Source organism: uncultured Roseobacter sp., assembly GCF_947488185.1.
Lineage (GTDB): Bacteria > Pseudomonadota > Alphaproteobacteria > Rhodobacterales > Rhodobacteraceae > Roseobacter.
Genome location: NZ_CANKYM010000003.1, coordinates 861,541 through 885,068 on the forward strand (window position 1 = coordinate 861,541; position 23,528 = coordinate 885,068).

At 61.1% G+C, this 23,528-nt stretch carries 23 protein-coding genes; 10 read left to right on the forward strand and 13 right to left on the reverse strand.

Going from position 1 to position 23,528, the window contains the following annotated elements; genetic code table 11:
- Window positions 1-699: 699 nt before the first annotated feature.
- Complete coding sequence (locus tag Q1A52_RS15410) at window positions 700-1,494, reverse strand: aldo/keto reductase (RefSeq protein ID WP_300017172.1); 795 nt, start codon at window positions 1,492-1,494, stop codon at window positions 700-702.
- A 94-nt stretch (window positions 1,495-1,588) separates the two neighbouring features.
- On the opposite strand from Q1A52_RS15410, the gene Q1A52_RS15415 reads away from it, so the two are divergent.
- On the forward strand, window positions 1,589-2,479 hold the full coding sequence (locus tag Q1A52_RS15415; RefSeq protein WP_300017175.1) for a LysR family transcriptional regulator: 891 nt from the start codon (window positions 1,589-1,591) through the stop codon (window positions 2,477-2,479).
- 75 nt (window positions 2,480-2,554) lie between these two features.
- Here the strand turns inward: Q1A52_RS15415 and Q1A52_RS15420 are convergent, their stop codons facing one another.
- Window positions 2,555-2,968 carry a Fur family transcriptional regulator gene (locus Q1A52_RS15420; RefSeq protein WP_300017178.1) on the reverse strand — a complete coding sequence of 138 codons (414 nt, stop codon included), beginning with the start codon at window positions 2,966-2,968 and terminating at the stop codon, window positions 2,555-2,557.
- Between the two features lie 346 nt (window positions 2,969-3,314).
- On the opposite strand from Q1A52_RS15420, the gene Q1A52_RS15425 reads away from it, so the two are divergent.
- On the forward strand, window positions 3,315-4,646 hold the full coding sequence (locus Q1A52_RS15425; protein ID WP_300017181.1) for a DEAD/DEAH box helicase: 1,332 nt from the start codon (window positions 3,315-3,317) through the stop codon (window positions 4,644-4,646).
- A 96-nt stretch (window positions 4,647-4,742) separates the two neighbouring features.
- The gene (locus Q1A52_RS15430) at window positions 4,743-5,630 is read left to right on the forward strand and encodes a DMT family transporter (RefSeq protein ID WP_300017184.1); all 888 of its coding nucleotides are present in this window, start codon (window positions 4,743-4,745) and stop codon (window positions 5,628-5,630) included.
- A 3-nt stretch (window positions 5,631-5,633) separates the two neighbouring features.
- Here the strand turns inward: Q1A52_RS15430 and Q1A52_RS15435 are convergent, their stop codons facing one another.
- From Q1A52_RS15435 to mazG, 4 genes are all read right to left on the reverse strand, one after another.
- Entirely contained in the window at window positions 5,634-7,046 is a 1,413-nt protein-coding gene (locus Q1A52_RS15435; protein WP_300017187.1) for a YdiU family protein, read from the reverse strand.
- Window positions 7,047-7,085: 39 nt separating this feature from the next.
- The gene (locus tag Q1A52_RS15440; RefSeq protein ID WP_300017190.1) at window positions 7,086-7,535 is read right to left on the reverse strand and encodes an N-acetyltransferase; all 450 of its coding nucleotides are present in this window, start codon (window positions 7,533-7,535) and stop codon (window positions 7,086-7,088) included.
- Complete coding sequence (locus tag Q1A52_RS15445) at window positions 7,532-8,473, reverse strand: nucleoside hydrolase (RefSeq protein WP_300017193.1); 942 nt, start codon at window positions 8,471-8,473, stop codon at window positions 7,532-7,534. The genes Q1A52_RS15440 and Q1A52_RS15445 overlap by 4 nt, the downstream gene beginning before the upstream one ends.
- Before the next feature lie 111 nt (window positions 8,474-8,584).
- Window positions 8,585-9,409: a nucleoside triphosphate pyrophosphohydrolase gene (gene mazG / locus Q1A52_RS15450; protein WP_300017196.1), complete on the reverse strand. Its 825-nt coding sequence runs from the start codon at window positions 9,407-9,409 to the stop codon at window positions 8,585-8,587.
- A gap of 63 nt (window positions 9,410-9,472) precedes the next feature.
- Between mazG and Q1A52_RS15455 the strand changes: the two genes are divergently transcribed.
- From Q1A52_RS15455 to Q1A52_RS15470, 4 genes are read left to right on the forward strand one after another with little or no spacing between them, the layout of a single operon-like run.
- Window positions 9,473-10,642: a M20 aminoacylase family protein gene (locus Q1A52_RS15455; RefSeq protein WP_300017199.1), complete on the forward strand. Its 1,170-nt coding sequence runs from the start codon at window positions 9,473-9,475 to the stop codon at window positions 10,640-10,642.
- 3 nt (window positions 10,643-10,645) lie between these two features.
- Complete coding sequence (gene speB / locus Q1A52_RS15460; protein ID WP_300017202.1) at window positions 10,646-11,620, forward strand: agmatinase; 975 nt, start codon at window positions 10,646-10,648, stop codon at window positions 11,618-11,620.
- Window positions 11,617-12,567, forward strand: coding sequence for an agmatinase (speB, locus tag Q1A52_RS15465; RefSeq protein WP_300017205.1), 951 nt, complete (start codon window positions 11,617-11,619; stop codon window positions 12,565-12,567). The genes speB (Q1A52_RS15460) and speB (Q1A52_RS15465) overlap by 4 nt, the downstream gene beginning before the upstream one ends.
- A gap of 47 nt (window positions 12,568-12,614) precedes the next feature.
- Window positions 12,615-13,022 carry a DUF1499 domain-containing protein gene (locus Q1A52_RS15470; protein ID WP_300017208.1) on the forward strand — a complete coding sequence of 136 codons (408 nt, stop codon included), beginning with the start codon at window positions 12,615-12,617 and terminating at the stop codon, window positions 13,020-13,022.
- Here Q1A52_RS15470 and Q1A52_RS15475 read toward each other — a convergent pair.
- Window positions 12,960-13,247: a hypothetical protein gene (locus Q1A52_RS15475; RefSeq protein ID WP_300017211.1), complete on the reverse strand. Its 288-nt coding sequence runs from the start codon at window positions 13,245-13,247 to the stop codon at window positions 12,960-12,962. The genes Q1A52_RS15470 and Q1A52_RS15475 overlap by 63 nt on opposite strands.
- A 63-nt stretch (window positions 13,248-13,310) precedes the next feature.
- Between Q1A52_RS15475 and prfA the strand changes: the two genes are divergently transcribed.
- From prfA to Q1A52_RS15490, 3 genes are all read left to right on the forward strand, one after another.
- A complete protein-coding gene (gene prfA / locus Q1A52_RS15480) occupies window positions 13,311-14,366 on the forward strand; it encodes a peptide chain release factor 1 (RefSeq protein ID WP_300017214.1) in 1,056 nt (351 codons plus the stop codon).
- Between the two features lie 14 nt (window positions 14,367-14,380).
- Entirely contained in the window at window positions 14,381-15,196 is an 816-nt protein-coding gene (prmC, locus tag Q1A52_RS15485) for a peptide chain release factor N(5)-glutamine methyltransferase (RefSeq protein ID WP_300017338.1), read from the forward strand.
- 223 nt (window positions 15,197-15,419) lie between these two features.
- Entirely contained in the window at window positions 15,420-15,962 is a 543-nt protein-coding gene (locus tag Q1A52_RS15490; protein ID WP_300017217.1) for a DUF4167 domain-containing protein, read from the forward strand.
- Window positions 15,963-15,996: 34 nt separating this feature from the next.
- Here Q1A52_RS15490 and rsmA read toward each other — a convergent pair whose 3' ends face one another.
- The 6 genes from rsmA to lptF are packed head-to-tail and all read right to left on the reverse strand — an operon-like array spanning window position 15,997 to window position 23,425.
- The gene (rsmA, locus tag Q1A52_RS15495; RefSeq protein ID WP_300017220.1) at window positions 15,997-16,839 is read right to left on the reverse strand and encodes a 16S rRNA (adenine(1518)-N(6)/adenine(1519)-N(6))-dimethyltransferase RsmA; all 843 of its coding nucleotides are present in this window, start codon (window positions 16,837-16,839) and stop codon (window positions 15,997-15,999) included.
- Window positions 16,840-16,873: 34 nt separating this feature from the next.
- Window positions 16,874-17,848: a 4-hydroxythreonine-4-phosphate dehydrogenase PdxA gene (gene pdxA / locus Q1A52_RS15500; protein WP_300017223.1), complete on the reverse strand. Its 975-nt coding sequence runs from the start codon at window positions 17,846-17,848 to the stop codon at window positions 16,874-16,876.
- Window positions 17,845-19,047: a peptidylprolyl isomerase gene (locus tag Q1A52_RS15505; RefSeq protein WP_300017227.1), complete on the reverse strand. Its 1,203-nt coding sequence runs from the start codon at window positions 19,045-19,047 to the stop codon at window positions 17,845-17,847. The genes pdxA and Q1A52_RS15505 overlap by 4 nt, the downstream gene beginning before the upstream one ends.
- Before the next feature lie 26 nt (window positions 19,048-19,073).
- The gene (locus Q1A52_RS15510; protein ID WP_367278050.1) at window positions 19,074-21,191 is read right to left on the reverse strand and encodes an LPS-assembly protein LptD; all 2,118 of its coding nucleotides are present in this window, start codon (window positions 21,189-21,191) and stop codon (window positions 19,074-19,076) included.
- Between the two features lie 3 nt (window positions 21,192-21,194).
- Window positions 21,195-22,292 carry an LPS export ABC transporter permease LptG gene (lptG, locus tag Q1A52_RS15515; protein WP_300017230.1) on the reverse strand — a complete coding sequence of 366 codons (1,098 nt, stop codon included), beginning with the start codon at window positions 22,290-22,292 and terminating at the stop codon, window positions 21,195-21,197.
- Window positions 22,289-23,425 (reverse strand): LPS export ABC transporter permease LptF, encoded by a 1,137-nt coding sequence (gene lptF, locus Q1A52_RS15520; protein WP_300017233.1) that lies wholly within the window; start codon window positions 23,423-23,425, stop codon window positions 22,289-22,291. The genes lptG and lptF overlap by 4 nt, the downstream gene beginning before the upstream one ends.
- Window positions 23,426-23,528: the final 103 nt, after the last annotated feature.

Sequence of the window (23,528 nt, forward strand, 5' to 3'; positions counted from 1 at the left end):
GGGCGACTGCCTCATCGCTCCCAGTGTTGTTCGATGCACGAAACCTGCACCCAATCTGAAAAGCCCCGGCGAAAATGCGCCAGACGTCACCACAGTGTATCCCGTCGGGACTTTTGAGACAGAACGGCAGGTTTATTTAGCTAGAGTTTCTGGTTCATCGTAATCCTTGAGAGGATACGGAGATAACAACGAAGACAGGGCCGCATGAACGGCCGGCTTTTCCGCTGTGCGGCGACATCTAGTTTCTCGCCCATGCAGCATCTGTGACGCCGCGGGCCATGCAGCAAAAATTTGCTGGGTCTCCTGTGTGGCTTCTTACCGCCTTTTGATATGTCCTGCATGGCGGTCCGGTATATCCACTGAGTAATTTTTGAACCAAATTTCGAAGTCATGGAATTTCAAGAATGTGTGGAACGGTGCCGATGACTAACGCGACAGACCCCGGCTATCTGTATGAGTTTGCGTGTTGGTGTCGCGTAATGCTGGCCCGGACCTCAAGCACTTCCATCCCACCTTAGATGGTCAAGGAGCCGGATCGTGCGTGGCACCAAGATCAAAGACACGACAAGCATCATAAAACCATCAAGGACCAGAGGACGGAAGGCCAGAGGCCAGCCTCCCACAATACCGTCAAGTATCAACCGCAGAGCCGTGATTGTCGGCCAAGCAAGCGCCCATATGATCAGGATCCCGCGCATGTCATGAGTCCAACGCGGCGGCGTTCTCTTCGAGGTGGGCAATAGTGGTTGTGCCGGGGATCACCAGAATGTTTGGCGATCGCGCCAGAAGGCGGCGGAGCGCCTTTTTGGGATCAGCAGTAGCGCCTTGCTTCATCGGATGTGCCCCCAAAGGACCGTGCGAAACGACGGCAATCCCTTGATTGTCCAGCCAGTCGATAGTCGCCTCCATTTCCTCGTCCCGTGCATCGGTAGGCGAATAACGGTTCTGGACAGCCGCAATAGGAGCAACTTGCATCGCTTCTTCGATCTGTGCGCGGGAAACGTTGGATACGCCGATCATAGCGATCTTTCCCGCCTTCCGAGCGTCTTCGAGGGCCGTGATACTTTCGGTCACAGATGTATGACCATCCGGTGCATGAAGATAGTATAGGTCGATTTGATCGACGCCGAGGTTGGACAGGCTTTCATCGACGTGACGCGCCATCGTCGCTGCAGACGTGTCCCGTGTGATACCGTCACGGGTTTTTTCAACGCCACCCTTGGATGCGATGAACATATCACCGTAGCTGCCGTTTTCATCACGCAGCGCATCTGCAATGATTTTCTCGTTGTCATGCGGGCCATAGGCGCGGGCCGTGTCTATATGGTTGATGCCCAACTCACGCGCCCGGCGCAGCAGAGCAACGCCGCCTCCCCAGTCTTCGTATGGACCGAAATTCCCGGGCTGGCCCGTCAGGCGCATGGCACCATAGCCGTTGCGGTTCACCGTGCGGCCGTTCAGGAAGGTGAAGGTTGATTGAATGTCGTTGGTCATGTCGTGGTTCCTTTTGTTTGCGTCCACATGAACATACCCACCAACTGGCAAGACGGTAGTAGCATGACAGGTAGAATTGTCATACGATACACGTATGAACACTCGTTTTGACCGCCTCTTCCTGCTTGAGACCTTCGTCCGGATCGCAGAGCGGCAATCACTCTCCGCGGCAGCGCGGGATCTGGGGACGTCGCAACCTTCTGTGTCTCGGCGGCTTGCCGCGTTGGAGAACCGTTTGGGCGTAGTGCTGGTGCGGCGCACCACACATGATGTGACGTTAACACCAGACGGCTTGGCGCTGCTGTCCGATGCTCGACGCATGATTGGCGAATGGGAGGCGATTGAGGATCGTCATGGCGAAGATGAGGAGCTGAAGGGCACTATTCGCGTCATCGCTCCAGTTGCGCTTGGACAAAATCTTCTTGTCAGAGCAGCCATACAGTTCATGAAGGATCATCCGAACGTCACGATTGACTGGCGTCTGCGCGATGATGCAATCCGCTTTGCCGAGGAAGGGTGCGATTGCTGGCTTAAAGTCGGGCCTGTCCCGGACGAAACGCTTGTCGTGCGTGAATTGGCCCGTGTCGAACGTCTCGTGGTCGGGACGCCGGACTGCCTGGCGCAACATGCAGGAAGTGACCTACACGCAATGCCCTGGCTGACACTTGGTCCTTTCGAGGGAAATCGGATCGAGTTGTTCAATGAGGCCCAAGAATTGCAGGCTTTTTCTGTCACACCGAAGCTGGCAAGCGACAATATCTTCGCCATCTATGAAGCGGCAATGCAGGGCGTTGGCGTCGCCATCATGCCGCGCTGGTTCGTAGCGTCCGACCTCGAAATCGACAATCTGGTTGACGTGGCACCCGATCTACGCGCGGCCCGTTTGCCGGTAAATCTCGCGCTTGTCTCCGGCACGAAGCGTCCTGCCCGAGTCGAGCAATTCTGCAAGTCGGTGCAAGATTGGTGTAGTGACCATCTCCACTAGACCAGCTTGAAAGCAGCCATCGGCGTAGATCGCAACATTCGGTAGAATGTGGCTCGACCCTGACGTGACGTGCGATCACTCCCGCTTCAGTGGAACGCCGTACAGCTCCAGGCGGTGCCCGCGCAACTCGTAACCGAGTTTGCGTGCAATCCGCTCCTGCAGGGCCTCGATTTCTGCATCCACGAATTCAATTACCTCGCCCGAATTCATGTCGATCAGATGGTCGTGGTGATCCCGCTCGGCGTCCTCATAGCGGGCGCGGCCATCGCCAAATTCCAGCTTGTCCAGAATGCCCGCTTCTTCAAAAAGCTTGACCGTCCGGTAGACCGTGGCAATCGAAATGCCTGCATCGATGCCCGATGCGCGGGCGTAGAGCTCTTCCACGTCAGGGTGATCATCGCTGTCTTCCAGCACCTTCGCGATCACACGTCGCTGTCCGGTCATGCGCAGGCCCTTGGCCTCGCAGCGGTTGATGATGGTATTGCGCATGTCGGTGCCCTTGATCGCTGGAGGCCACATTTAGCGGCATTTTTGTCCTGCTTCCAGACGCCTTTTCAGGCTTGTGTTGACTTCCGCCGCCCAAACCCCCATGTGCAGTGCAAGCGAAGCCTTCTGCCGCGTGAGCAGTTGTGAGCGCCCCGGATATCATGCCGGTCAACGCGCTCATCCAGAAAGGCCCGCCGATGTTCCCAAAATCACGCGTGGGTCCAAACGCTGCGGACAGGTGTGGGCATATGGCCGACACGTGCGATCCGTGTTGCGTGTCCCAAGCGGTGTCCTAGGTGGCACAGCCAAAGAATGTGGCGGCCCGTTGCGGTGCGCCAGAAAGATATGAATGAGCGATTTTGATATGATGGACCTGCCGACCAAACTGGTGGCACGTCTGAAAGCGATGGGTCTGAACGACCCGACCCCGATCCAGAAACAGGCCATCCCGCACGCGCTGAACGGGCGCGACGTGATGGGGCTGGCGCAGACAGGTACCGGTAAGACGGCGGCCTTTGGCGTGCCTTTGGTGGCGCAGATGCTGGAGCTGGACGGGCGGCCCGCGCCGAAATCCGTGCGCGGCCTCGTGCTGGCCCCAACGCGTGAACTAGCAACGCAGATCAGCGTGAACCTGCGGGCTTTTGCCGAGAATACACCGATCAAGGTGGCGATGGTCGTCGGCGGTCAGTCGATCAACAACCAGATCAAGCGGCTGGAGCGTGGGGTCGATCTGCTGGTGGCGACACCGGGCCGGTTGCTGGACCTGATGGACCGGCGCGCGGTGCGGCTGGACGAAGCGACGTTTCTGGTGCTCGACGAGGCGGATCAGATGCTCGACATGGGCTTTATCCACGATCTGCGCAAGATCGCGAATGTGATCCCGAAGGAGCGGCAGACGATGCTCTTCTCGGCCACCATGCCCAAGCAGATGAACGAATTGGCGCAAAGCTATCTGCGCAGCCCCATTCGCGTGGAAGTCTCGCCCCCCGGCAAGGCCGCGGACAAGGTCACGCAGGAAGTGCACTTCATCGCCAAGGCCGAAAAAGCCGGGCTGCTGATCGAGATGCTGGACAAGCACCGCGACGAACGCGCGCTGGTCTTTGGCCGGACGAAACATGGTTCCGAAAAGCTGATGAAGACGCTGGTGAAGGCGGGCTATGCCGCCGGATCGATCCACGGCAACAAAAGCCAGGGCCAGCGCGACCGCGCGATTGCCGCCTTCAAATCCGGTGAGATCAAGGTGCTGGTGGCCACGGATGTGGCGGCACGCGGCCTCGATATTCCGGATGTGAAACACGTCTACAACTACGATCTGCCGAATGTGCCGGACAACTACGTGCACCGGATTGGCCGTACCGCACGGGCGGGCAAGGATGGCGCGGCCATTGCTTTCTGCGCACCCGACGAGATGGGTGAATTGAAGGCCATTCAGAAGACCATGGGCATTTCGATCCCCGTGGGGTCTGGGCGGCCCTGGGAAGCCATGGATATCCCCGAAGGTAGCAAACCCAAAGGTCGCGGCCGGGGACGTGGGCGTGGCGGCAGACCACAGGGCGCGGACAAATCCGCATCCGGTCAGCCGCAGGGCGCCAAGCCCGCAGGCGGGCGTCGCAGACGGCGGCGCGGTGGCAAGCCGGGCGGACGCCCCAATGCTGGTGGAGACGGGCAGAGGGTCGCCTGATCTCGGACGTCTGATTTAAAGCAACCTGCGCCCCTCTGCGGGCGCGAGTCCCGCCGGGCGATTGACATTGCCCGGCAGAGCCCCCCATCTGGCGCCATGGACCGCAAGACTCACATGGATGCCTTTGGGGCAGCCGCCCTCATCACCTTTGCCTTGCATCTTGCGTTCAACCAAGTGGTCATCAAGGTCACCAACGGCGGGTTCAATCCGGTGTTTGCCGCAGGGTTGCGCTCCGCCGGGGCGGTCCTTGTCCTGCTGTTGTGGATGCGGCTGCGCGGGATCAGCCTGACCGTCCCGCGCGAGGCCGTGCCCGCCGGTATTCTGTCGGGTTGCCTCTTTGCGCTTGAATTCACGTGCCTTTTTACCGCGCTGGATTTCACCACCGTCAGCCGCGCCTCGGTGATTTTCTATTCCATGCCGGTCTGGCTCGCCATCGCCAGCCATTTTCTGATCCCGTCTGACAAGCTGACCGGGCTGCGGGGGATCGGATTGGTGCTGGCGATGGCCGGGGTGGCGCTGGCCCTGCTGGACCGCAGCGATGCCTCCGCCAGCCTGACGGGGGATTTGCTGGCGCTGACCTCGGCCATCTGCTGGGCGGGCATCGCGCTCTGCGTCAAGATCACACCGCTGAGCACGGTGCCGCCCGCGCAGCAATTGATGTTTCAGGTGATCGTCTCTGCGCCGCTTTTGCTGCTGGCCTCGCTGGCCTTTGGCGATCTGATCCGCGACCTGCAGCCGATCCACATCGCCGGGCTACTCTTCCAGATCATCGCGGTTGCGAGCCTCGGGTTTCTGGCGTGGTTCTGGCTGATGTCGATTTATCCTGCTTCGTCAGTGGCCTCCTTTAGCTTCCTGTCCCCGGTCTTTGCGGTGATCCTCGGCTGGCTGCTGCTGAGCGAGGACGTGGGGCCGCAGGTCTGGGTGGCGCTGGCGCTGGTGGCGCTGGGGATTTACCTGATCAACCGGCGCCCCAAGGTGGTCTGAGCGTCAGGTCCCGCAGAAGGTTGCGGGCACACGCTGCGCCTTGGTGGGCGGGCGCATCAGGTCAAGATCATCGGTGTCAAAGGGGCTGGCGAGCGCGGTCAGAAGCCGCTCAAAGGGCGCGAAATCCCCGGCAACCGCGGCAGCAATCATCTCTTCCATACGGTGGTTGCGCGGGATGATCCGGGGCGAGGCCGCCTGCATCACGGCCTGCGCGTCTTCCTCGCCCTGCAGCCGTGTCTGCCACTCCGCTGCCCAGGCGTCGAAGGCCTCACGCTCCAGAAACTGGTCCCGCGCATCGCCGCGTGCCAGCGCGTCGAATGTGTTGGTGAAATCGGCCCCCTGCGTTTGCATCAGCGTCAAGAGATCCTGGATCAGCGCCGCATCGTCCTTCGTTGGCGCGGCGAGGCCAATCTTGGCCCCGAACCGCGAAAGCCACGCTGCTTCGATCTGGGCGGGCATTGCGTGCACGATCTCTGTCGCTTCGTCCAGAGCAGTGGCGGGATCGTCCAACTGCTGCAGCAGCGCCGTGGCGAATTGCGCCATGTTCCAGACGATGATGCGCGGCTGGTTGGAATAGGCATAGCGGCCCATCTGGTCAATGGAGCTGAAGACCGTATCCGCGTGATATTCATCGATAAAAGCGCAAGGCCCATAGTCGATCGTTTCGCCTGAAATCGCGCAGTTGTCGGTGTTCATCACGCCGTGGATGAACCCCACCGACATCCAGGCGGCCACAAGCTCGACCTGTGCGGCGCAGACCGCGCGCAGCAGATCCATCGGGCCCTCGGCGTCCGGATAGTGCCGCGCGATTGCGTAGTCCGTGAGCTGCGCCAGTTCCGCCTTTTGACCGCGGTGCGCAAAGACCTGAAAGGTGCCCACGCGCAGATGGCTCCGCGCCACCCTTGTCAGAACAGCACCAGGCAGCACGGTTTCGCGGATCACCTCCTCGCCCGTGAGCGTGGCCGCAAGGGCGCGGGTCGTGGGAATACCCAAGGCGTGCATCGCCTCCGAGATCACATATTCCCGCAGAACCGGGCCCAGCCACGCGCGCCCGTCGCCCATGCGGGAATAGGGCGTGGGGCCGGAGCCTTTGAGCTGGATGTCGCGGCGGATGTCATCGGTGCCGACCACTTCACCCAGCAGCAGCGCGCGCCCGTCGCCAAGCTGCGGGTTGAAGGTGCCGAACTGGTGGCCTGCGTAGAGCTGGGCAATCGGAGTCGCGCCCTCGGGCACCTTCTGGCCCGAAAACATGGCGGCAAGCAGGTCGTCCGATGCCTCCGGCAGACCCAGCTTCTGTGCCAGTGCCTCGTTGAACGCGATCAGTTTGGGCGCTTTGACCGGGGTCGGGTCCAGCCGCGCATAAAAGGCGTCCGGCAGGGCGGCGTAGCTGTTGTCGAAGGGAACGGAAAAACTCATGACCCTAACATATGTCGCGCGGGCCGCTGCGCAACGGGTTCAGAACTTGCGGGTCATCAGCATATAGTCCGGGCGCGGGCTGAACCCGGCACGGGCATAGAGGCGTTGGGTGCTTTCCGCCGTGCGATCTACTTCGAGATGCAGGGCCTTCAACCCGGCACCTGCCAGCGCGCGGGGCAGGCTTTGCAGGGTTTCCGAGGCGATGCCCCGCCCGCGCACACCCGGGCGCACGTAGATTTCATCAACAAACCCGTCCAGACCGCCGAACTCCAAGGACCATCCGAAGGTCACGATCACATAGCCGATGGGCGCACGGGGCGGGCCGATCAGGTAGGCCGCGCCATGGGGCGAGCCCGCAAGCAGCGGTGCGATCCCGGCCTGCCGCGCCTCGGCGTTCAGCGTAATGCCATGCTCTTCGTGAAAAGCGGCGACCAGCGCGTCGAGGCGATCTGCGTGCTCCGCTGTGGCGAGCGTTAGCGCGGCGCTCATAGCCGCGACAGCCGCTCGGTCAGCAGGGTGAAAAACCCGTCTGCATCGATGTCCTTGATAAAGAGCGCATTGGCGGGCCTGTCTGTGACGCCCCACCAGTCGGCCACGGTCATGCCCATGGTCAGTTCCGATTGGGTCTCAATCTCCACGTTGATGTGGCGTCCCTTGAACAATGTAGGGTCGACCAGGTAGGCCGTGACGCAGGGATCATGCAGCGGCGCGCCCTCGGAGCCGTATTTTTCCTTGTCGAAACGTTCGAAGAAATCGGTCATCTCGGACACGGCTTTGCCCACGGGCGTGCCCAGGGCGCGGAATGCTTCGTTCCGGGGCGGAGTGACCAGCGCCTTATGTGTGACATCCAGCGACATGACCACAATGGAAATACCAGATTTAAACACGATATCAGCTGCTTGTGGGTCGACGTAGATGTTGAATTCTGCCGTGGGCGTGATGTTGCCCACCTCGAAATAGGCGCCGCCCATCAGCACGATTTCATCCACCGCCTCGGCGATTTCCGGCGCCCTTTGCAGTGCGGTCGCGATGTTGGTGAGCGGGCCCAGCGGGCAGAGAGTGATCGACTTGGGGGCAGCGGCCCGCAGTGTCTCGATGATGAAATCGACCGCATGCTGGTCCTGAAGCTGCATGTAAGGGTCGGGCAAAGTCGGCCCGTTCAGGCCCGTCTCTCCATGCACATGTTCTGCGGTGACCAATTCGCGACCCAGAGGGCGGTCGCATCCGGCAAAGACCGGCACATCGGTATGACCTGCCAGCTCACAGATCATCAGCGCATTTTTCGACGTCAGCGCCAGCGGCACATTGCCAGCCACGCAGGTGATGCCCAGAACGTCGATTTCCTTGGGGCTGGCCAGCGCCAGCAGAATGGCTACGGCATCATCCTGCCCGGGATCGGTATCGATGATGATTTTGCGGGGGGACATGCATGCTCCTGTCCAAAGATTTGCGCGACACTCGCAAGTCGCACCGATTTTGTCCAGACGGTCAATTTCAGCTGAGCAGGGGAGCGCGCACACAAGTGGGTGAAGAGGGCGCTATGCAGTATTTGACTGGCGTTCGGCCCGTTTTACGTCTTCCCAGAGCGCATCCATCTCTGCCAGATCGCTGTCCGACGGGGTTTTGCCGACCTGTGCCAGCCGTTTTTCCACTGCTTCGAAGCGGCGCGTGAACTTGGCATTGGCCGCACGCAGGGCCGCTTCGGGATCAAGGCCCAGATGCCGCCCGAGGTTTGCCATGACAAAGAGAAGATCGCCGTATTCTTCCTCGACCTCCCGCTGGGTCAGGCCGTCCTTCGCCTCTACCAGTTCGGCGGATTCTTCGGTCAGCTTGTCCAGCACCTGAGTGGTCGAGGGCCAGTCAAATCCGACGCGGGCCGCGCGTTTCTGCAGTTTGAGCGCGCGCAGCAGGGCGGGCAGGCCGATGGCCACACCGTCCAGGGCGCCGCCTTGCGCTTTTCCCGCCCGTTCCGCCGCCTTGATCGCCTCCCAGTCCGCTGTCTGCTGGGCGGCGGATTTGTCCCGGCTTTCGTCGCCAAAAACATGCGGATGCCGCGCCACCATCTTGTCGGAAATCGCGGTCACCACGGACTGAAAGGAGAAATGCCCGGCCTCTTCGCCCATGGCCGTGTGATAGACCGTCTGCAGGAGCAGATCGCCCAGCTCCCCCTCCAGCTCCGCGAAATCGCGCCGCTGGATCGCATCGGCAACTTCGTAAGCCTCTTCAATGGTGTAGGGGGCGATGGTGTCGAAATCCTGCTCGATATCCCAGGGGCAGCCCGTTTCCGGATCGCGCAGGCGGCGCATGATCTCCAGCAGGCGCTCAATTCCCGCATTCGGGTCGTGGATCAAGTCTTCAGCCATTGCAGCGTGCCCATCTGTCGTGTCACATGCACCTGACAAATAATTCGACAAGGAGTCCACCCCATGCCCGTGGTAAACCGGATCGCTGATCTGAGTGATGAGATGACGGCCTGGCGGCGGCATCTGCATTCCATTCCGGAGCTGGGGCTGGAGTGTCACCAGACCGCCGCGTTTGTCGCCGAACGCCTGCGCGAATTCGGTGTCGACGCGATCCACGAAGGCATCGCAAAGACGGGCATTGTCGCGATCATCGAGGGGCAGGGCGAGGGGCCGACCATCGGGCTGCGCGCCGATATGGATGCGCTGCCGATCACCGAAGAGACCGGGGTTGATTATGCCTCCACCCATCCCGGCAAGATGCATGCTTGCGGCCATGACGGGCACACGGCGATGCTGCTGGGGGCTGCGAAGTACCTGGCCGAGACACGCAACTTCGCTGGGCGCGTTGCGCTGATTTTCCAACCGGCAGAAGAGTTTGGCGGCGGTGGTGAGGTCATGGTGCAGGAAGGCATCATGGAACAGTTCAACGTCAGCCAGGTCTATGCGATCCACAATTCGCCGGGGCGCGATTTTGGCAGTTTCAACACGACGCGCGGGCCGATCATGGCGGCCGCCGACACATTTCACATCCACATTACCGGGGTCGGCGGACATGCCGCCCGGCCGCATGATTGTGTCGATCCTGTTGTTGCCGCCTGTTCTATCGTGCAGGCGCTGCAGAGCATTGTCAGCCGTAACCGCCATCCGATGCAGTCGCTGGTCATCTCCACCACGCAAATCCACACCGGTACAACCGATAACGTGATCCCGGAAACGGCCTATATCAACGGCACGGTGCGCACCTTTGACAAGGAGGTGCAGGCCATGGTGGTGCGCCGGATGGAAGAGATCGTGGCGGGGCAGGCGGCCTCTTTCGGGCTGGAGGCGCGGCTGGAGTTCGAATTCGGTTACCCGCCCACAATCAACGACGCCGCCAAGGCCGGGTTCGCGGCGGAGGTGGCCGAGGAAATCGCAGGTGCTGCAGCGGTGGATGATGCGATTATGCCGGTCATGGGGGCGGAGGATTTCTCCTACATGCTTGAGGCGCGACCCGGTGCCTATGTGATGCTGGGGCAGGGGGAAGGCGCGGGCGTCCACCACCCCAAGTATAATTTCAACGACGAGATCGCCCCGATTGGCGCCTCCTTCTTTGCGCGGCTTGTGGAACGGGCGCAGCCCGTGACCGGAGCCTGAGCCATGGCGCTGGAAGACGCCAAGACCCAGATGGATCACGCCTTTACCCGCGATGATCCCAGGGGCCCGAGTTTTGAGCTGACCTTTGGCGGGGCGCTGTCCTTCCTGCGCAGGCGGTACACAAAGGACCTGACTGGCGTCGATATCGCCGTGACGGGCGTGCCGTTCGATCAGGCGGTCACAAACCGTCCCGGCACACGGCTGGGCCCCCGCGCCATCCGCGAAGCCTCGACCCTGCAGGCCCCCGATGCGCCCTATGGCTGGCCCTTTGACGTGCTGAGCGAGCGGGTGATTGTCGACTACGGCGATCTGGCCTTTGACTATGCCAATATCCCCGCTTTCCCCGATGCGCTGACCGCCCATATCCGGGGAATATTGGACGCCGGGGCAGCTAGCGTGGTGCTGGGTGGCGATCACTACATCAGCTTTCCGATCCTCAAGGCCTATGCCGAAAAATACGGGCCGATCAGTCTGCTGCAGTTCGACGCACATACGGACACCTGGGCCGATGACGACATGGGCCGCGTCGATCACGGCACCATGTTCTACAAGGCGGTGAAATCGGGAATTGTCGATCCCGCGACCTCTGTGCAGTTGGGCATTCGCACGACAAATGCGGACACATTGGGTGTGAACATTATCGATGCACGCGAGGTCCATGAAAAGGGGCCGGGCGCGGCGGTGGCAAGGATCAAGGACATCCTCGGCGACCGGCCCTGCTATCTGACCTTCGACATCGACGCGCTCGATCCGGCCTATGCGCCCGGCACGGGCACGCCGGTTTGGGGCGGGCTGACCAGCGCGCAGGCGGCATCCATGCTGCGCGATCTGGCGGGCATCAACATTCGCGGCGGCGATGTTGTTGAGGTTTCGCCCCCCTTTGATACAACCGGCGCGACAGCCATTGCGGGGGCGCATGTGGCAACAGAACTCCTGAGCCTGCTGGGCTGGCGGATGCGTGAAGAGAGCAAAGAATGAGCAGTAAGAACCAACCGATCAGCGGCAATGACCTTGCGCGGTTTTCCGGACCAGGCAGTTTCATGCGCCTGCCTTTTGTCAATGATCTCAAGGGGCTGGATGTGGCCTTTCTAGGCATTCCGATCGACATCGGCACCTCGTGGCGATCGGGCACGCGCTTCGGCCCCAAGGAGGTGCGCGCCCAGAGTGCGATGATCCGTCCCTATCACATGGGCACGGGGGCGGCGCCCTTCGACAGCCTGCAGGTGGCCGATATCGGTGATCTGGCGATCAATACGTTTTCGCTGGCCGACAGTCTGAAGATCATTCAGGAGAGCTACGAGGCGATCCTGAATTATGACGCGATGCCGATGGCTATTGGAGGTGATCATTCGATGACCCTGCCGATCCTGCGGGCCATGCACAAACGTCACGGGCCGGTGGCGCTGGTGCATGTGGACGCCCATGCGGATGTGAATGACGAGATGTTCGGCGAGCGTGAAACTCACGGCACGGTCTTCAAACGCGCCTATGAAGAAGGCCTGATCCTGCCGGAAAAGACCTACCAGATCGGGCTGCGCGGCACCGGCTACACGGCGGCTGATTTCACCAAGGCGCAAGGATGGGGCTTCCAGCAGTTCCCGGCGCAGGAGTTGTGGCACCGCAGCCTGTCAACGCTTGGTGGAGAAGTGCGCCGCGACATCGGCCCCGAACAGCCCACCTACGTGAGTTTCGATATCGACAGTCTCGATCCCGCCTTTGCCCCCGGCACCGGCACGCCGGAGATCGGGGGGCTGACCGCGGCGCAGGCGATGGAACTCATCCGCGCGCTCAAGGGGCTGAACATAGTGGGCTGCGATCTGGTCGAGGTGTCGCCGCCCTACGATACAACTGGCAACACCGCGCTGACCGGCGCGAATATTCTCTTTGAACTGTTGTGCGTTCTGCCCGGCGTGGCCTATCGCTGAGAGGGCGGGACGCTCCGCGGGGGATATTTGTGGCCAAGAGAAGGCGAATGCGTATGGGAACGCTGGCGGTTGCGCTGCTTCTTTTGTTTGGTTTGGGCTATGTGCGTTTGGCGCCGATCAATCCCGCACGTTGGCATCAGCCGGTACCCCATGCGCAGAGCACTGATTTTGCCAGCGGTGCCGTGCGGGTGATCCCGGGCGATGCGGAGGTGATGCAGCAGATCGATGCGGTGCTGCGCGCGCTGCCGCGCACCCACGTGCTGGCCGGATCGGTGGAGGCAGGACGGATCACCTATGTTACACGATCGGCAATGTTTGGATTTCCGGACATGACGACCGTGGAGGCGCGGGACGGCCAGATCCGCATGTTCGCCCGGTTGCGGTTTGGCGCGTCAGATCTGGGCGTCAACCGGGAACGACTGGAGCGGGTGATCGCCGCCTTGCAGAGAGGATGACAGGCACCCCTGTTGCACCTCGCGCCACATCGGCACATTCAGCGACATCTGGCATTGTGCCATGAACATCCGCCCATCCACCTGCAGGCAAATGGTCTGCCCAAGCTCCACCCGCTCGCCGGATTTGTCGGTGCAATAGCACTCGACGGTCTTGCCGCTAGGGCTGGTGACATCGGCAATGCCCGGCAGGGCAGCCCAGATCAGAAGCAGGCTCAGTCGTTTCATGGCGAAAACAATAGCATGGTGCCTGCTCTTGACCAACGGCTTTCAATGTCGGAGAGACGCAGAATGATCCCGGTGCAGCAATTGGAACAGATAAAGGCGCGTTTCGAGTATCTCGAGGCGGCAATGTCGGCGGGTGATGCCTCGGCGGACATCGCGGCGCTGGCCAAGGAGTATTCCGATCTGCGCCCGGTGGTGGAGCAGATTGCAGCCTATCGCCAATTGCTGGGTGATCTGAACGAGGCACAGGAAATGCTGTCGGATCCGGATATGGCTGCGCTTGCGGAAGAGGAAATGCCCCGGTTGAAGGCCGCTTTGCCCGCCGCCGAAGCCGCCCTTCAGTTGGCGCTTTTGCCCAAGGACAAGGCCGATGCGAAACCCGCGATGCTGGAGATCAGGCCCGGCACGGGCGGGGATGAGGCAGCGCTCTTTGCGGGCGATCTGCTGCGGATGTACCAGCGCTATGCTGAGAGCAACGGCTGGCAGTTTGAGATCATCGAACTGCAGGAGACTGAGCTGGGCGGCATCAAGGAAGTGGTGGCGCATGTCAAAGGGCAAAACGTCTTTGCTCGGTTGAAGTATGAAAGCGGTGTGCACCGGGTGCAGCGTGTGCCCAGCACCGAAAGTGGCGGCCGCATTCATACCTCGGCGGCGACGGTCGCCGTGCTGCCGGAGGCCGAAGACGTGGACATCCAGATCGAGGCCAACGATCTGCGCATTGATACGATGCGGTCCTCCGGCGCGGGGGGGCAGCATGTCAACACCACCGATTCCGCCGTGCGGATCACGCATTTGCCAACCGGCCTTGTGGTCACAAGTTCCGAAAAGTCACAGCACCGCAACCGCGAGATCGCGATGCAGGTCCTGCGCGCGCGCCTCTACGATCAGGAACGGGCACGGGTGGATGGCGAACGGTCAGCGGACCGTGCAGCACAAGTGGGGTCCGGGGATCGCTCGGAACGCATCCGCACCTATAACTTTCCGCAGGGGCGCATGACGGATCACCGGATCAACATGACGCTCTACCGGCTGGATGCGGTGATGCAGGGCGATCTCGACGAGATCGTGGACGCGCTGACAGCCGATGCGCAGGCGCGGCAGATGGCGGAGATGGGGCAGTGACCGCCGCCGAGGCCATGGTGGCCGCGATGGCGCGGCTGCGGGCTGCGGGCGTTCCGGATCCGGCGCGGGATGCGCGGGTGCTGCTGGCCCATGCGGCGAAGGTCGATGCGGCGCGGGTTACGTTGATCGCGCCCGAGGACATCGCGCCGGAGATCGCCGAACGCTACGACAATCTGGTCGCCCTGCGGGCCGTGCGGGTGCCGGTCTCGCAGCTGATCGGGGCGCGCGAATTCTACGGTCGCGCCTTCGAGATCAGCCGCGATGTGCTGGACCCACGCCCGGAGACCGAAGCGCTGATCGAGGTCGCCCTGTCAGAACCCTTTGCGCGCATACTTGATCTGGGAACCGGATCAGGCTGCATTCTGGTAACGCTTCTGGCGGAACGCCCGGAAGCGGAAGGGGTCGGCGTCGATCTGAGCGAAGCCGCCTGTCTGCATGCCAGCGCGAATGCCGCGCGGCATGCGGTTGCCGATCGTGCCACGGTCCTGAAATCAGATTGGTTCGAGGCTGTCGAAGGGCGATACGACCTCATCGTCTCCAATCCGCCCTACCTGACAGCGGAAGAGATGTTGCAGGTTCAACCCGAATTGCGCGACCACGAACCGCGCCTCGCGCTGACCGATGAACGGGACGGGCTCTCGGCGTATCGCGTCATTGCCGCACAAGCACAAGGGTACCTGAATGCGCGCGGTCGCGTTCTGGTTGAGACAGGTTGGCAGCAGGGGGCGGCGGTGGCTGCGATCTTTGAGGCGCAGGGCTGGGGCGAAGTGGCGATTCTCCCCGATCTGGGGGGGCAGGATCGTGTGGTTTCTGCCGCGAAACCTGGATAAATTGTCCTGAAAATGCAGGAAAATTCCGCGAATCTGGTTAAAATCGATCATTACCTCTTGCGGCAGGACGACGTGCGTGTTTATTCAAAGATGTTGCAGCGGTGGATGCCCAACACTGGCGGTCCCGCGCGGCGTTATGCCCAACATATCGACCCCCCGGAATGAAAGCAGCAAAAAGCGCATCCGGTCACACGATCCACAGCACGAAGGCTGAGCGAACTTCATGAAATCATCGAGATCCCGGTCCCGCTCAAAGAGCAACCGCAACCGGTCCCAAGGCAATCAAGGCGGCAATGTCGTCAACCGCGTGTTCGACAGTTCGGGCCCGGAAGGCAAGGTGCGGGGCACGCCGCAGCAGATCATCGAAAAATATAATCAGCTGACGCGTGATGCACAGCTGAGCAATGACCGCGTGGCAGCTGAGAATTTCCAGCAGCACGCTGAGCATTACACCCGCATGCTCGCGGAAGCGCAACGCGAGATCGAAGCGCGCCGCGAAGAGCAGGAACGTCAGAACCGCGAGCGTCAGGCCGAGCGTGACCGTGAACGCGCCGAGCGCCAGGAGCGCGAAGGCAGTCAGGCGGTCGAACAGGCAGCGCAGCAGCAACCAAATGCCGATGCCCAGGGGGGGGAAAGCAATCTGGTGGAAACACCAGAGAGCCAGCCCAAGCCCAAGCGGTCTCCGCGCCGCAAACCGCGGCCCAAGCCGGAGGCGTCGAACGGCGATCAGCCCGGCGGGGATGACGCGCCAAAAGCGGCAGAATGAGCGATTGAAATGACCCCGCCACCGGCGGGGTTTTTCATGTCTGCGCCATGCTGCGAGCCAGCGCGCAGAACCCTTCGAGTGGGATCTGCTCGGCCCGGTCCGTGGGTTTCAGCCCGGCGGCAATCAGACGGTCCTCGATATCGGGTGCAAGGCCTTTCAGCGCGGCGCGCAGCATCTTGCGGCGCTGGTTGAAGGCGGCGGCGACCACGCGGCTCAGAACGGTGGCATCGGCCTTGAAGCGGGGCTTGGGCAATGCTTGAAGATGCACAACGCTGCTGGAGACTTTAGGCGGCGGCGTGAAAGCCTCTGGTGGCAGTTGCAGCACGATCCGCGCGTCGGCCCGCCACTGCGCGAGGATGGCAAGGCGCCCGTAAGTCTTGCTGCCCGGCTGCGCCACGATCCTCTCTGCCACTTCGCGCTGGAACATCAGCGTCAGGCTAAGCCAGAAGGGCGGCCAGTCCTGCGGTGTCAGCCAGCGCACCAGAAGCTCCGTGCCGACATTATAGGGCAGATTGGCCGCCACGCGGATGGGTGGGGTCAGATGTGCCAGCGGGTCGATGTCCAACGCATCGCCTTCCAGCACGGTCAATCGTCCGGGGCAGGCGGCGACGATCTCCGCGAGGGCGGGCAGACAGCGGGCGTCTTTCTCAATCGCCAGCACGTGGCGCGCCCCTTCGGACAGCAGCCCACGGGTCAGCCCGCCCGGCCCAGGCCCAATTTCAAGCACGTCGCATTTCGTCAGATCGCCAGCCTGCCGGGCAATCTTGGCAGTCAGGTTCAGATCCAGCAGGAAATTTTGCCCCATCGATTTGCGCGCCTGCAGATCATGGGTGCGGATCACCTCGCGCAGCGGTGGCAGGTTGTCGATGGTCCCCATCTTCATTGTTCCTCAAATATGCCCGCCGGAGGCGTCACAGCTGGGCCATCCGAGCGGCCAGCTTCACGGCTTCGATCATACTAGCGGGTGTCGCCACGCCCTTGCCCGCGATGTCAAAGGCCGTGCCGTGGTCCGGTGAGGTCCGGATGAACGGCAAGCCAAGCGTGACATTCACCCCCTTATCGAAATCCAATGTCTTGATCGGGATCAGCGCCTGATCATGATACATTGCAATCGCCGCATCATAACCGCGCCGCGCAGCGGCATGGAACATCGTGTCGGCGGGCAGGGGGCCGCGCAGGTCAAATCCTGCCTCTCGCATCTCGCCGATCAGGGCCGCGATCCAATCCGTTTCCTGCCTGCCCATGGTGCCGCCTTCGCCTGCATGGGGGTTCAAACCCGCAATCGCAATGCGGGGCGCGGCGATGCCAAATTGCTGGCGCAGCGCGTGGTCCGTGATCTCAATGGTCTCGCGCAGCAGGTCCGGCGTTAATGTCCGGGGCACGTCTTCAAGTGCTATGTGGACGGTTGCGGGGACCACGCGCAGCGCGTCGGAGGCGAGCATCATGACCGCCCGCGTCTTACCCCCGGAGAGGGCAGCGAGGTATTCGGTATGACCGGGATAGGCGAAATCAGCGCCTTCGATCAGCGCCTTTTTGTGGATGGGCGCTGTACACAGCGCGCTGGCGTCACCTGATTGCACCAGCTCAACACAGGCCGCGATGACATCGATCACCCCTTCGGCATTTGCAGGATCCGGCGTTCCCGGTTTAGCGGGGTTGGGAAACCCGTGGTGCAAAACGGGCAGGGCCTTTGCGCAAATCTCGGCAGCCTCTTCTGGTATGTCGATGACCTGATAGCGGGTACCGGCGGGCAGATGGCGCGGGTCGCCCATCCAGACCATTGGGATCTGTGCGCCAATCGCAGCCCAGGCCGCTGCGGCGATTTCCGGGCCAATCCCGGCTGGTTCCCCGCAACTGATGATTACGGGTGCCGTGTCGGCTGTCATGGGGTCACGATACGGGCGTCAGCGCGCAGCTGATCCAGAAATCCTTCGGCATAGGCGCTGATCCGGCTGGACCGCAGGGCAGCGGCCACGTCTTCCCGCGCCACATCCTCGTTCACCGCAGAGGTACGGCCACACATCATCAGAAAGACAAGTGTCTCTCCATTGGCCCGTGTCAGCGTTGTGGACACCTCGCCGGGATCGAGCTTGCTGAGCTCGATGGCGATATCCTGCGGAATTTCAGAGGGAGGCTTGCTGCCGCGTTCGAGTACCTCTTCTGGCTGGCCCTGGGCCACGCCATAAAGATCGTCACAGACGTCTACCCGCGCGCGGACTTTCTCGGCAGCCGCCAGACCGGCTGGCGTCCGCCCGCCTGGAATATAGTATGCCGCATATTCAATCGCGGCATACTCTCGTGCAGGTGTTCCGGTTTCCTCGATATCGCGCAGCTGGAAAAGCGCTACGGCGTTGGGAATGCTCAGTGGTTCGGTGACTTCCCCCGGCGCCAGTGACAACAGGATCGGGCGCAGCACCGGTGGCAGGTTGTTCAACTCCTGCCATGGCAGGCGCCCGCCCGCATCCCGCGAGGCCGTTGCCGAAAACTCACGCGCATAGTTCGAAAACTCTTCGGTAGAAGTGCTCGCCGCGATCTCCTGGGCGATCTCGTCAACATCGGCCTTCCTTTCAGGCGGGGCCGGAATGATGATTTCAGAGACCAGAACACGAACACCGGACGCGCCCCCGGCAGTGCCCAAGGCGCGATCAATTTCCGCTTCGGTGATCTGGACACGCGCGCCAAACCGCGCACCAATCAGTTCGCGCCACGCGACGCCGACTTCTACAAAATCGCGGAAAGTCTCTTCTGCCACGCCACCATCAATGAGGGCCGCGAGGAACTGATCCTTGGTCATATTTGCTCGCCCGGCAAACTCCTCGATACCCGTGTCGATCTCTTCGTCGGTCAACTCCAGCCCGACAGCCGCGATCGCCTGGGCCTGCAAACGCTCATTGATCAGCGTGTCAACGACATCCTGACGCCCCGAGCCCGGCGCGTTGAGCAAGCGCAGGAAGGTCGTGCGCTGGTCAACTTCATATTCGGTCACAACAGCGTCATTGACGAAAACCACCGGATCAAACAGACCCTGTGCTGCAAGAGGTGGTGCGACGGCCATTGCGACCACGAAGGCGAAAATGGATTTCATACTGCTCATTGCGTTCATTGTTCTTGTTACCCGCATGTTCTGGTGTAGGTTTCCGTGCCTTTTTTCGCCGAAAATCCCCTTAGCCCGATGCTTAAGCCCAAAGTCGTCGAGGGTTCAAGGCTTGCCGATGTCGAGTAGCTGCGTTCGACGGAGAATGCCACCGCCACACATTCGTTCTCGTAGACAAAGCCAACTCCGGCGGTCGAGGCGCGATCAATCGCGATATCGTAACGCCAGTCGGCGGTTGCGGTCCAGTATTTGTCGACCCTGTAGGATCCATCAAGCGCAATTTCCGCGATGTTCTCGGGCCGGTCTTCCGCAAGGTCCCGCGTAAGCCACAGATAGCTGCCGCCGAGGCGTGATCGGTCATTGCTGAAGTCGCCGCGCACTTCTGCCTTGGTAAAATCGAATTCAGCGTCGAAGAGCGAGCGTGCGGTCAACGACCAGCCGTCCGCTGATTTCATCTGGCCAGCCACAAGGTAGCTCGAAGAGACACCGGTCAGACCGGAGGACTCTGTAAAATCGGGTTCTGCATCGTCACGTAAAATCTGTCCAACTGTCAGGGACGTATCGAGCCCGTTGGGGTCAAACCGCGCCCAATTTACCCCCAAGGCCGCCGTGCGTCCGCGCTCGCGGCGGTCGGATTCGGGAAAGCGTGAGAGTGAAAGCAGGTTGCCGCCGTCAAATTCGACCCGTGTGCTTTCTTCGTTCGGTATGTCTGGCCTGTCACCGCCCACCCAGCCCAGTTGGACAACGGGTTCCAGAAACTGGGTGACGCCGTTTTCATCGCTGCGCGCCATCGGGTAGCGAAAGGCAATCGCGCCGCGTGGTGTCAATTCCGTCTGCGTTTGTGGTGTGGCGCTGTCCTGGGTGATGTTGAAGAGATCCGCTACGGCACCAAGGGTGACTTCGGCGCGGATACCGCTGGCCAATGTCCAGCCACGCAGCCAATCCGCCTCGGTGCTGAAACGCGACACGTCCCGACCGACAATATCCACATCTGAATAACGGTAGTGGCTGTGTGCAGTTGCTCCGAACCGCACTTCCCCACCAATGGAGCCGGGGAAGTAGCGCGCTTCGTAAATTGCATCCCCGACAATGGTTGGAATGTTGGCGTTGATATCCGCATCCCGCAGCGATTTGAAGGCGATCACACTGCCTGAAAGAAACTCGTCCCGCCGCGCTCGGCTGATCGTGATGGCACTGTCCAGACGGTCTTTGCCGGAATAGCCGTAGTCCTTGAGATAAGCATCATCGGTGGTGACTTCGATGTCGAATTCCAGTTTGAAATCATTCCGAAGATCGAAAGCCCCGTCGCCGAAAACATACCCCCGCGTCTCGCCCGGCCGCTCGTCATCACGGCTGATCGCACCGTTGAACTCGATCCGCCCGTTCACAAAGGCCTGCCGGTATCGCAATTCCAGCGTGCGGGTCCGCGAAGAAATGTAAGGCGTTACGGTGATGTCCCGGTCTTCGGCGATGTTGATGAAATAGGGAATTTTGATCCCGGTGCCCAGTTGCGATGTTGTGCGCAGCGAGGGGATCAAGAACCCCGTGGCGCGGTCCAGTGTCGGATCGGGCAAGCGCAGCCGTGGGATGTAGAGGATCGGCGTGTTGCGAATGAGAAATTGCGCCCCATCAAAATACAGCTGCCTTTCTTCCTTGTCATGGATGACCCGTTTTGCCCGGATCTGCCAGAGCGGCGGTGTGCCATCTTCACAGACTTTACAGGAGGTTACAGCAGTTTTGTAAAGTTGACTGTAGCGCCCATTGACCCTTTGTATCTGTACTGCGGCCAGTTGCAGCTGCTGGTTCAGCACCATGCGTGCGCCGGTCAGCAACCCCGTTTGCAGATTGGCATCCAATTCGGCCGCCGACGCCAAAACCCGGATGTCGTCGCCCTCCTGCATGGTGATCGGTCCGGAAATTGTCAGTGCGCCGCTTGCCCGGTCATAGCGGATTTCGGAAGCGGTGATGCGGGTTGTGCCCTGGAAGGCCTCGACATTGCCGCGTGCGATCAACGCGCTGTCATTTTCGATAAAGAGTTCGTCGGCGATCAGCACGGCGGGAGGGGCAGATGTCTCCTGCGCCCAGCTCAGCAATGGCCAGACCAGCATCAGCAGAGTGAGAACGGCACGCGTCACGGCTCAACCATCCTCCGCGTGTAGTAAAAGGCCAAGGGCGAAGAGAACGGCGGCAACAGGTGGCGCCCAGGCCGCAAGATAAATCGGAATCTGCCCGTTTTCGCCCAGAATTTGCGCGAAGCTGCGAATGAAATACAAACCAAACCCCAAAAGCACTGCCGCCAGCACCGAAATGCCGGTTCCCCCAAATCGGGTATGCCGCATGGTGAAAGCGCTCGCAACAAGAACCATCGACATCAGGAACAGCGGGCGGGCAAGTTCCGATTGAAACCATACGCGGTGCTGTCGCGAGGAAAAGCCCGCCTGATCCAGCTGTATTATGAATTCAGGCAGTTTCCAGATGGAGATCGAACTCGGGCGGCCAAAGCTTTCCCGGATACGTTCCAGGGTCAGGGTCGACGGGATAAAGAATTCGTCGTGCGCCTCGGCGTTTGCCTCGGCGTTCACGCCGGGTTGCAGCGGCCAGAGTTTCACATTTCGCAAATCCCATCCGCCGTTCGCCAAGGCAGCACTTTCCGCTGCTACCCGTTTGATCGGCCCGCCGCCTGGCGCGTAGGAGAGGAAAGTCACGTCATAAAGGATCGAGGCGTCTGCGTTCGAGCGCCACGCTCTGATGACGGTTTGTCCCTGGTCGCCGCCTTGACGCAACCACAGGCCTTCTCCTGAAATCGACAGGGTGGAGGCCCCGCCCGTGCGGTAGCTTTCGGAGAGTTCGCTGTAGCGTTTGCTGGTAGCGGCGACGATGGGGTTCAGTATGGTGACGGCCAAGCCCCCGATGATCAGGGCAACAACCGATGGCGCGATCAGGGCGCGCAGCGCTGACCGGCCTGCAGCGCGTGTGGCCACCAGTTCCGATGATCGGGCGAGGCCGACAAAGAGCACAATGGTCGCCAGAATAATAATCAGGGGCAGGATTTCGTTTACCGTTTCGGGTGTCTTCAAAAGCGTGAGCCCGATGATGCGCCCGAAACTGACGCCAAGATCACTGAAACCGCGCGCCTGATCTACAAGGTCGACAAGAGCCACGAGCGAAAAGAGCACCAGCGCGAGGAGAAGAAAGCTCATTGCAAAGCGGCGGGCGAAATAGATGTGCAGGATCATGCCGGTTGTTCCTGTGCGGGCTGCCGCCTTCGGCGCAGTCGTTTTGGTCGCGCCACGTACCACATCATGCCGACGCACAAGAGCGCGCCGACAATGACGGGCAGGTAGAGCAAAGGCCAAAGCCTCGCATCATCGCGCACCGGGTTTTGCATGGTGGATCTCGCCCCGTCGATCAACAGCAGCAGACCAAATGCAATTGCCACCTCGCGCCAGACACCGAACCGGGAATAGCCGCCGACCAACAGGGTTGTGAAGCCGATCATCGCAGCGACGATGCAGAAAACAGGCTCGGCGAACCGGGCATGAAATTCTTCGGCAAATTCGCCCGGCCGTTGTTTGGTTTGCTCGGCCAGTGTATCCCAAGGCGTGAAAAGCTGCGGCGTCAGCATGTTCCGGGCAAGCAGGTTCTGGGTTCTGTTGTTTCGTGTCAAGGCACTGATGTCGAAAGAGAAATCTCGGAAGTTAGCCGTCGCAAGGCGGTTGGTTTGCGTGCTCAGGCGTTGCGCCATCCCGTCCACCATGATCAGTGTCGTGATGTTCTGATTGCGGATCAGATAGGCTTCGGCCGCGGTATAGATCACGCCTTCATCCGGTTTGCGCCGATCCGACAGGAACACATCGCGCAGCACGCCGTCTTCGGCAATCTCGCGGGCATAAAAGGTCACGGCTGGCGAAGGATGCAGGAATGCACCCTCGGTCAGCAGGCGCGAAGTCGCATTTTGCGAAATCTCGGCCTCCCGTTCGCTGAGTTGTTGCAGCGCCAGCGGCAGCAGGAAGTGATTCAACACCGAGGCCATGAAAAACACGATCAGACCAAAGACGAAGACAGGTCGTGCCATGCGGAAGGGGCCGGTGCCCGTCGCCTGCATGACCGTCAGTTCACTTTCGTTGTTCATCCGGTTGGTCACATAGACCGATGCGGCGAAGGCGGAGATCGGCAGCACCGTGGTGATCAGTTTGGGCAGGCCAAGGGCAGTGAATTCCAGAAAGACCAGCGCCGACTGGCCATCACTGATCAGCCGGTCGAACAGGATCACTGCCTGGTTGATCCAGAAGACGGCCACCAGCACCAGAGAGAAAAAGCCAAACAACAGCAGCAGTTGCGACAGCACATATCTGTCGATCTTGCTCACCGCTCTCCCCTTCGTACCAACTGACGTTTCTTGCGCGACGATAGACCAATCGGCGGGCGTGTAAAACTGCAATCTGGTCTTTGGCGGACGGGCGCGCTAGGTC

Excerpts from the sequence above, each read along its gene's own strand:
- pdxA (WP_300017223.1), bottom strand. The coding sequence starts at position 17,848 with ATGACAGCCGACACGGCACCCGTAATCATCAGTTGCGGGGAACCAGCC.
- speB (WP_300017205.1), top strand. The coding sequence starts at position 11,617 with ATGAGCAGTAAGAACCAACCGATCAGCGGCAATGACCTTGCGCGGTTT.
- Q1A52_RS15490 (WP_300017217.1), top strand. The coding sequence starts at position 15,420 with ATGAAATCATCGAGATCCCGGTCCCGCTCAAAGAGCAACCGCAACCGG.
- Q1A52_RS15445 (WP_300017193.1), bottom strand. The coding sequence starts at position 8,473 with ATGTCCCCCCGCAAAATCATCATCGATACCGATCCCGGGCAGGATGAT.
- Q1A52_RS15455 (WP_300017199.1), top strand. The coding sequence starts at position 9,473 with ATGCCCGTGGTAAACCGGATCGCTGATCTGAGTGATGAGATGACGGCC.
- Q1A52_RS15420 (WP_300017178.1), bottom strand. The coding sequence starts at position 2,968 with ATGCGCAATACCATCATCAACCGCTGCGAGGCCAAGGGCCTGCGCATG.
- Q1A52_RS15470 (WP_300017208.1), top strand. The coding sequence starts at position 12,615 with ATGCGTATGGGAACGCTGGCGGTTGCGCTGCTTCTTTTGTTTGGTTTG.
- speB (WP_300017202.1), top strand. The coding sequence starts at position 10,646 with ATGGCGCTGGAAGACGCCAAGACCCAGATGGATCACGCCTTTACCCGC.
- Q1A52_RS15415 (WP_300017175.1), top strand. The coding sequence starts at position 1,589 with ATGAACACTCGTTTTGACCGCCTCTTCCTGCTTGAGACCTTCGTCCGG.
- prfA (WP_300017214.1), top strand. The coding sequence starts at position 13,311 with ATGATCCCGGTGCAGCAATTGGAACAGATAAAGGCGCGTTTCGAGTAT.
- lptG (WP_300017230.1), bottom strand. The coding sequence starts at position 22,292 with ATGATCCTGCACATCTATTTCGCCCGCCGCTTTGCAATGAGCTTTCTT.
- Q1A52_RS15425 (WP_300017181.1), top strand. The coding sequence starts at position 3,315 with ATGAGCGATTTTGATATGATGGACCTGCCGACCAAACTGGTGGCACGT.
- Q1A52_RS15440 (WP_300017190.1), bottom strand. The coding sequence starts at position 7,535 with ATGAGCGCCGCGCTAACGCTCGCCACAGCGGAGCACGCAGATCGCCTC.
- mazG (WP_300017196.1), bottom strand. The coding sequence starts at position 9,409 with ATGGCTGAAGACTTGATCCACGACCCGAATGCGGGAATTGAGCGCCTG.
- prmC (WP_300017338.1), top strand. The coding sequence starts at position 14,381 with ATGGTGGCCGCGATGGCGCGGCTGCGGGCTGCGGGCGTTCCGGATCCG.
- Q1A52_RS15475 (WP_300017211.1), bottom strand. The coding sequence starts at position 13,247 with ATGAAACGACTGAGCCTGCTTCTGATCTGGGCTGCCCTGCCGGGCATT.
- Q1A52_RS15505 (WP_300017227.1), bottom strand. The coding sequence starts at position 19,047 with ATGAAATCCATTTTCGCCTTCGTGGTCGCAATGGCCGTCGCACCACCT.
- Q1A52_RS15430 (WP_300017184.1), top strand. The coding sequence starts at position 4,743 with ATGGACCGCAAGACTCACATGGATGCCTTTGGGGCAGCCGCCCTCATC.
- rsmA (WP_300017220.1), bottom strand. The coding sequence starts at position 16,839 with ATGGGGACCATCGACAACCTGCCACCGCTGCGCGAGGTGATCCGCACC.
- Q1A52_RS15410 (WP_300017172.1), bottom strand. The coding sequence starts at position 1,494 with ATGACCAACGACATTCAATCAACCTTCACCTTCCTGAACGGCCGCACG.
- Q1A52_RS15435 (WP_300017187.1), bottom strand. The coding sequence starts at position 7,046 with ATGAGTTTTTCCGTTCCCTTCGACAACAGCTACGCCGCCCTGCCGGAC.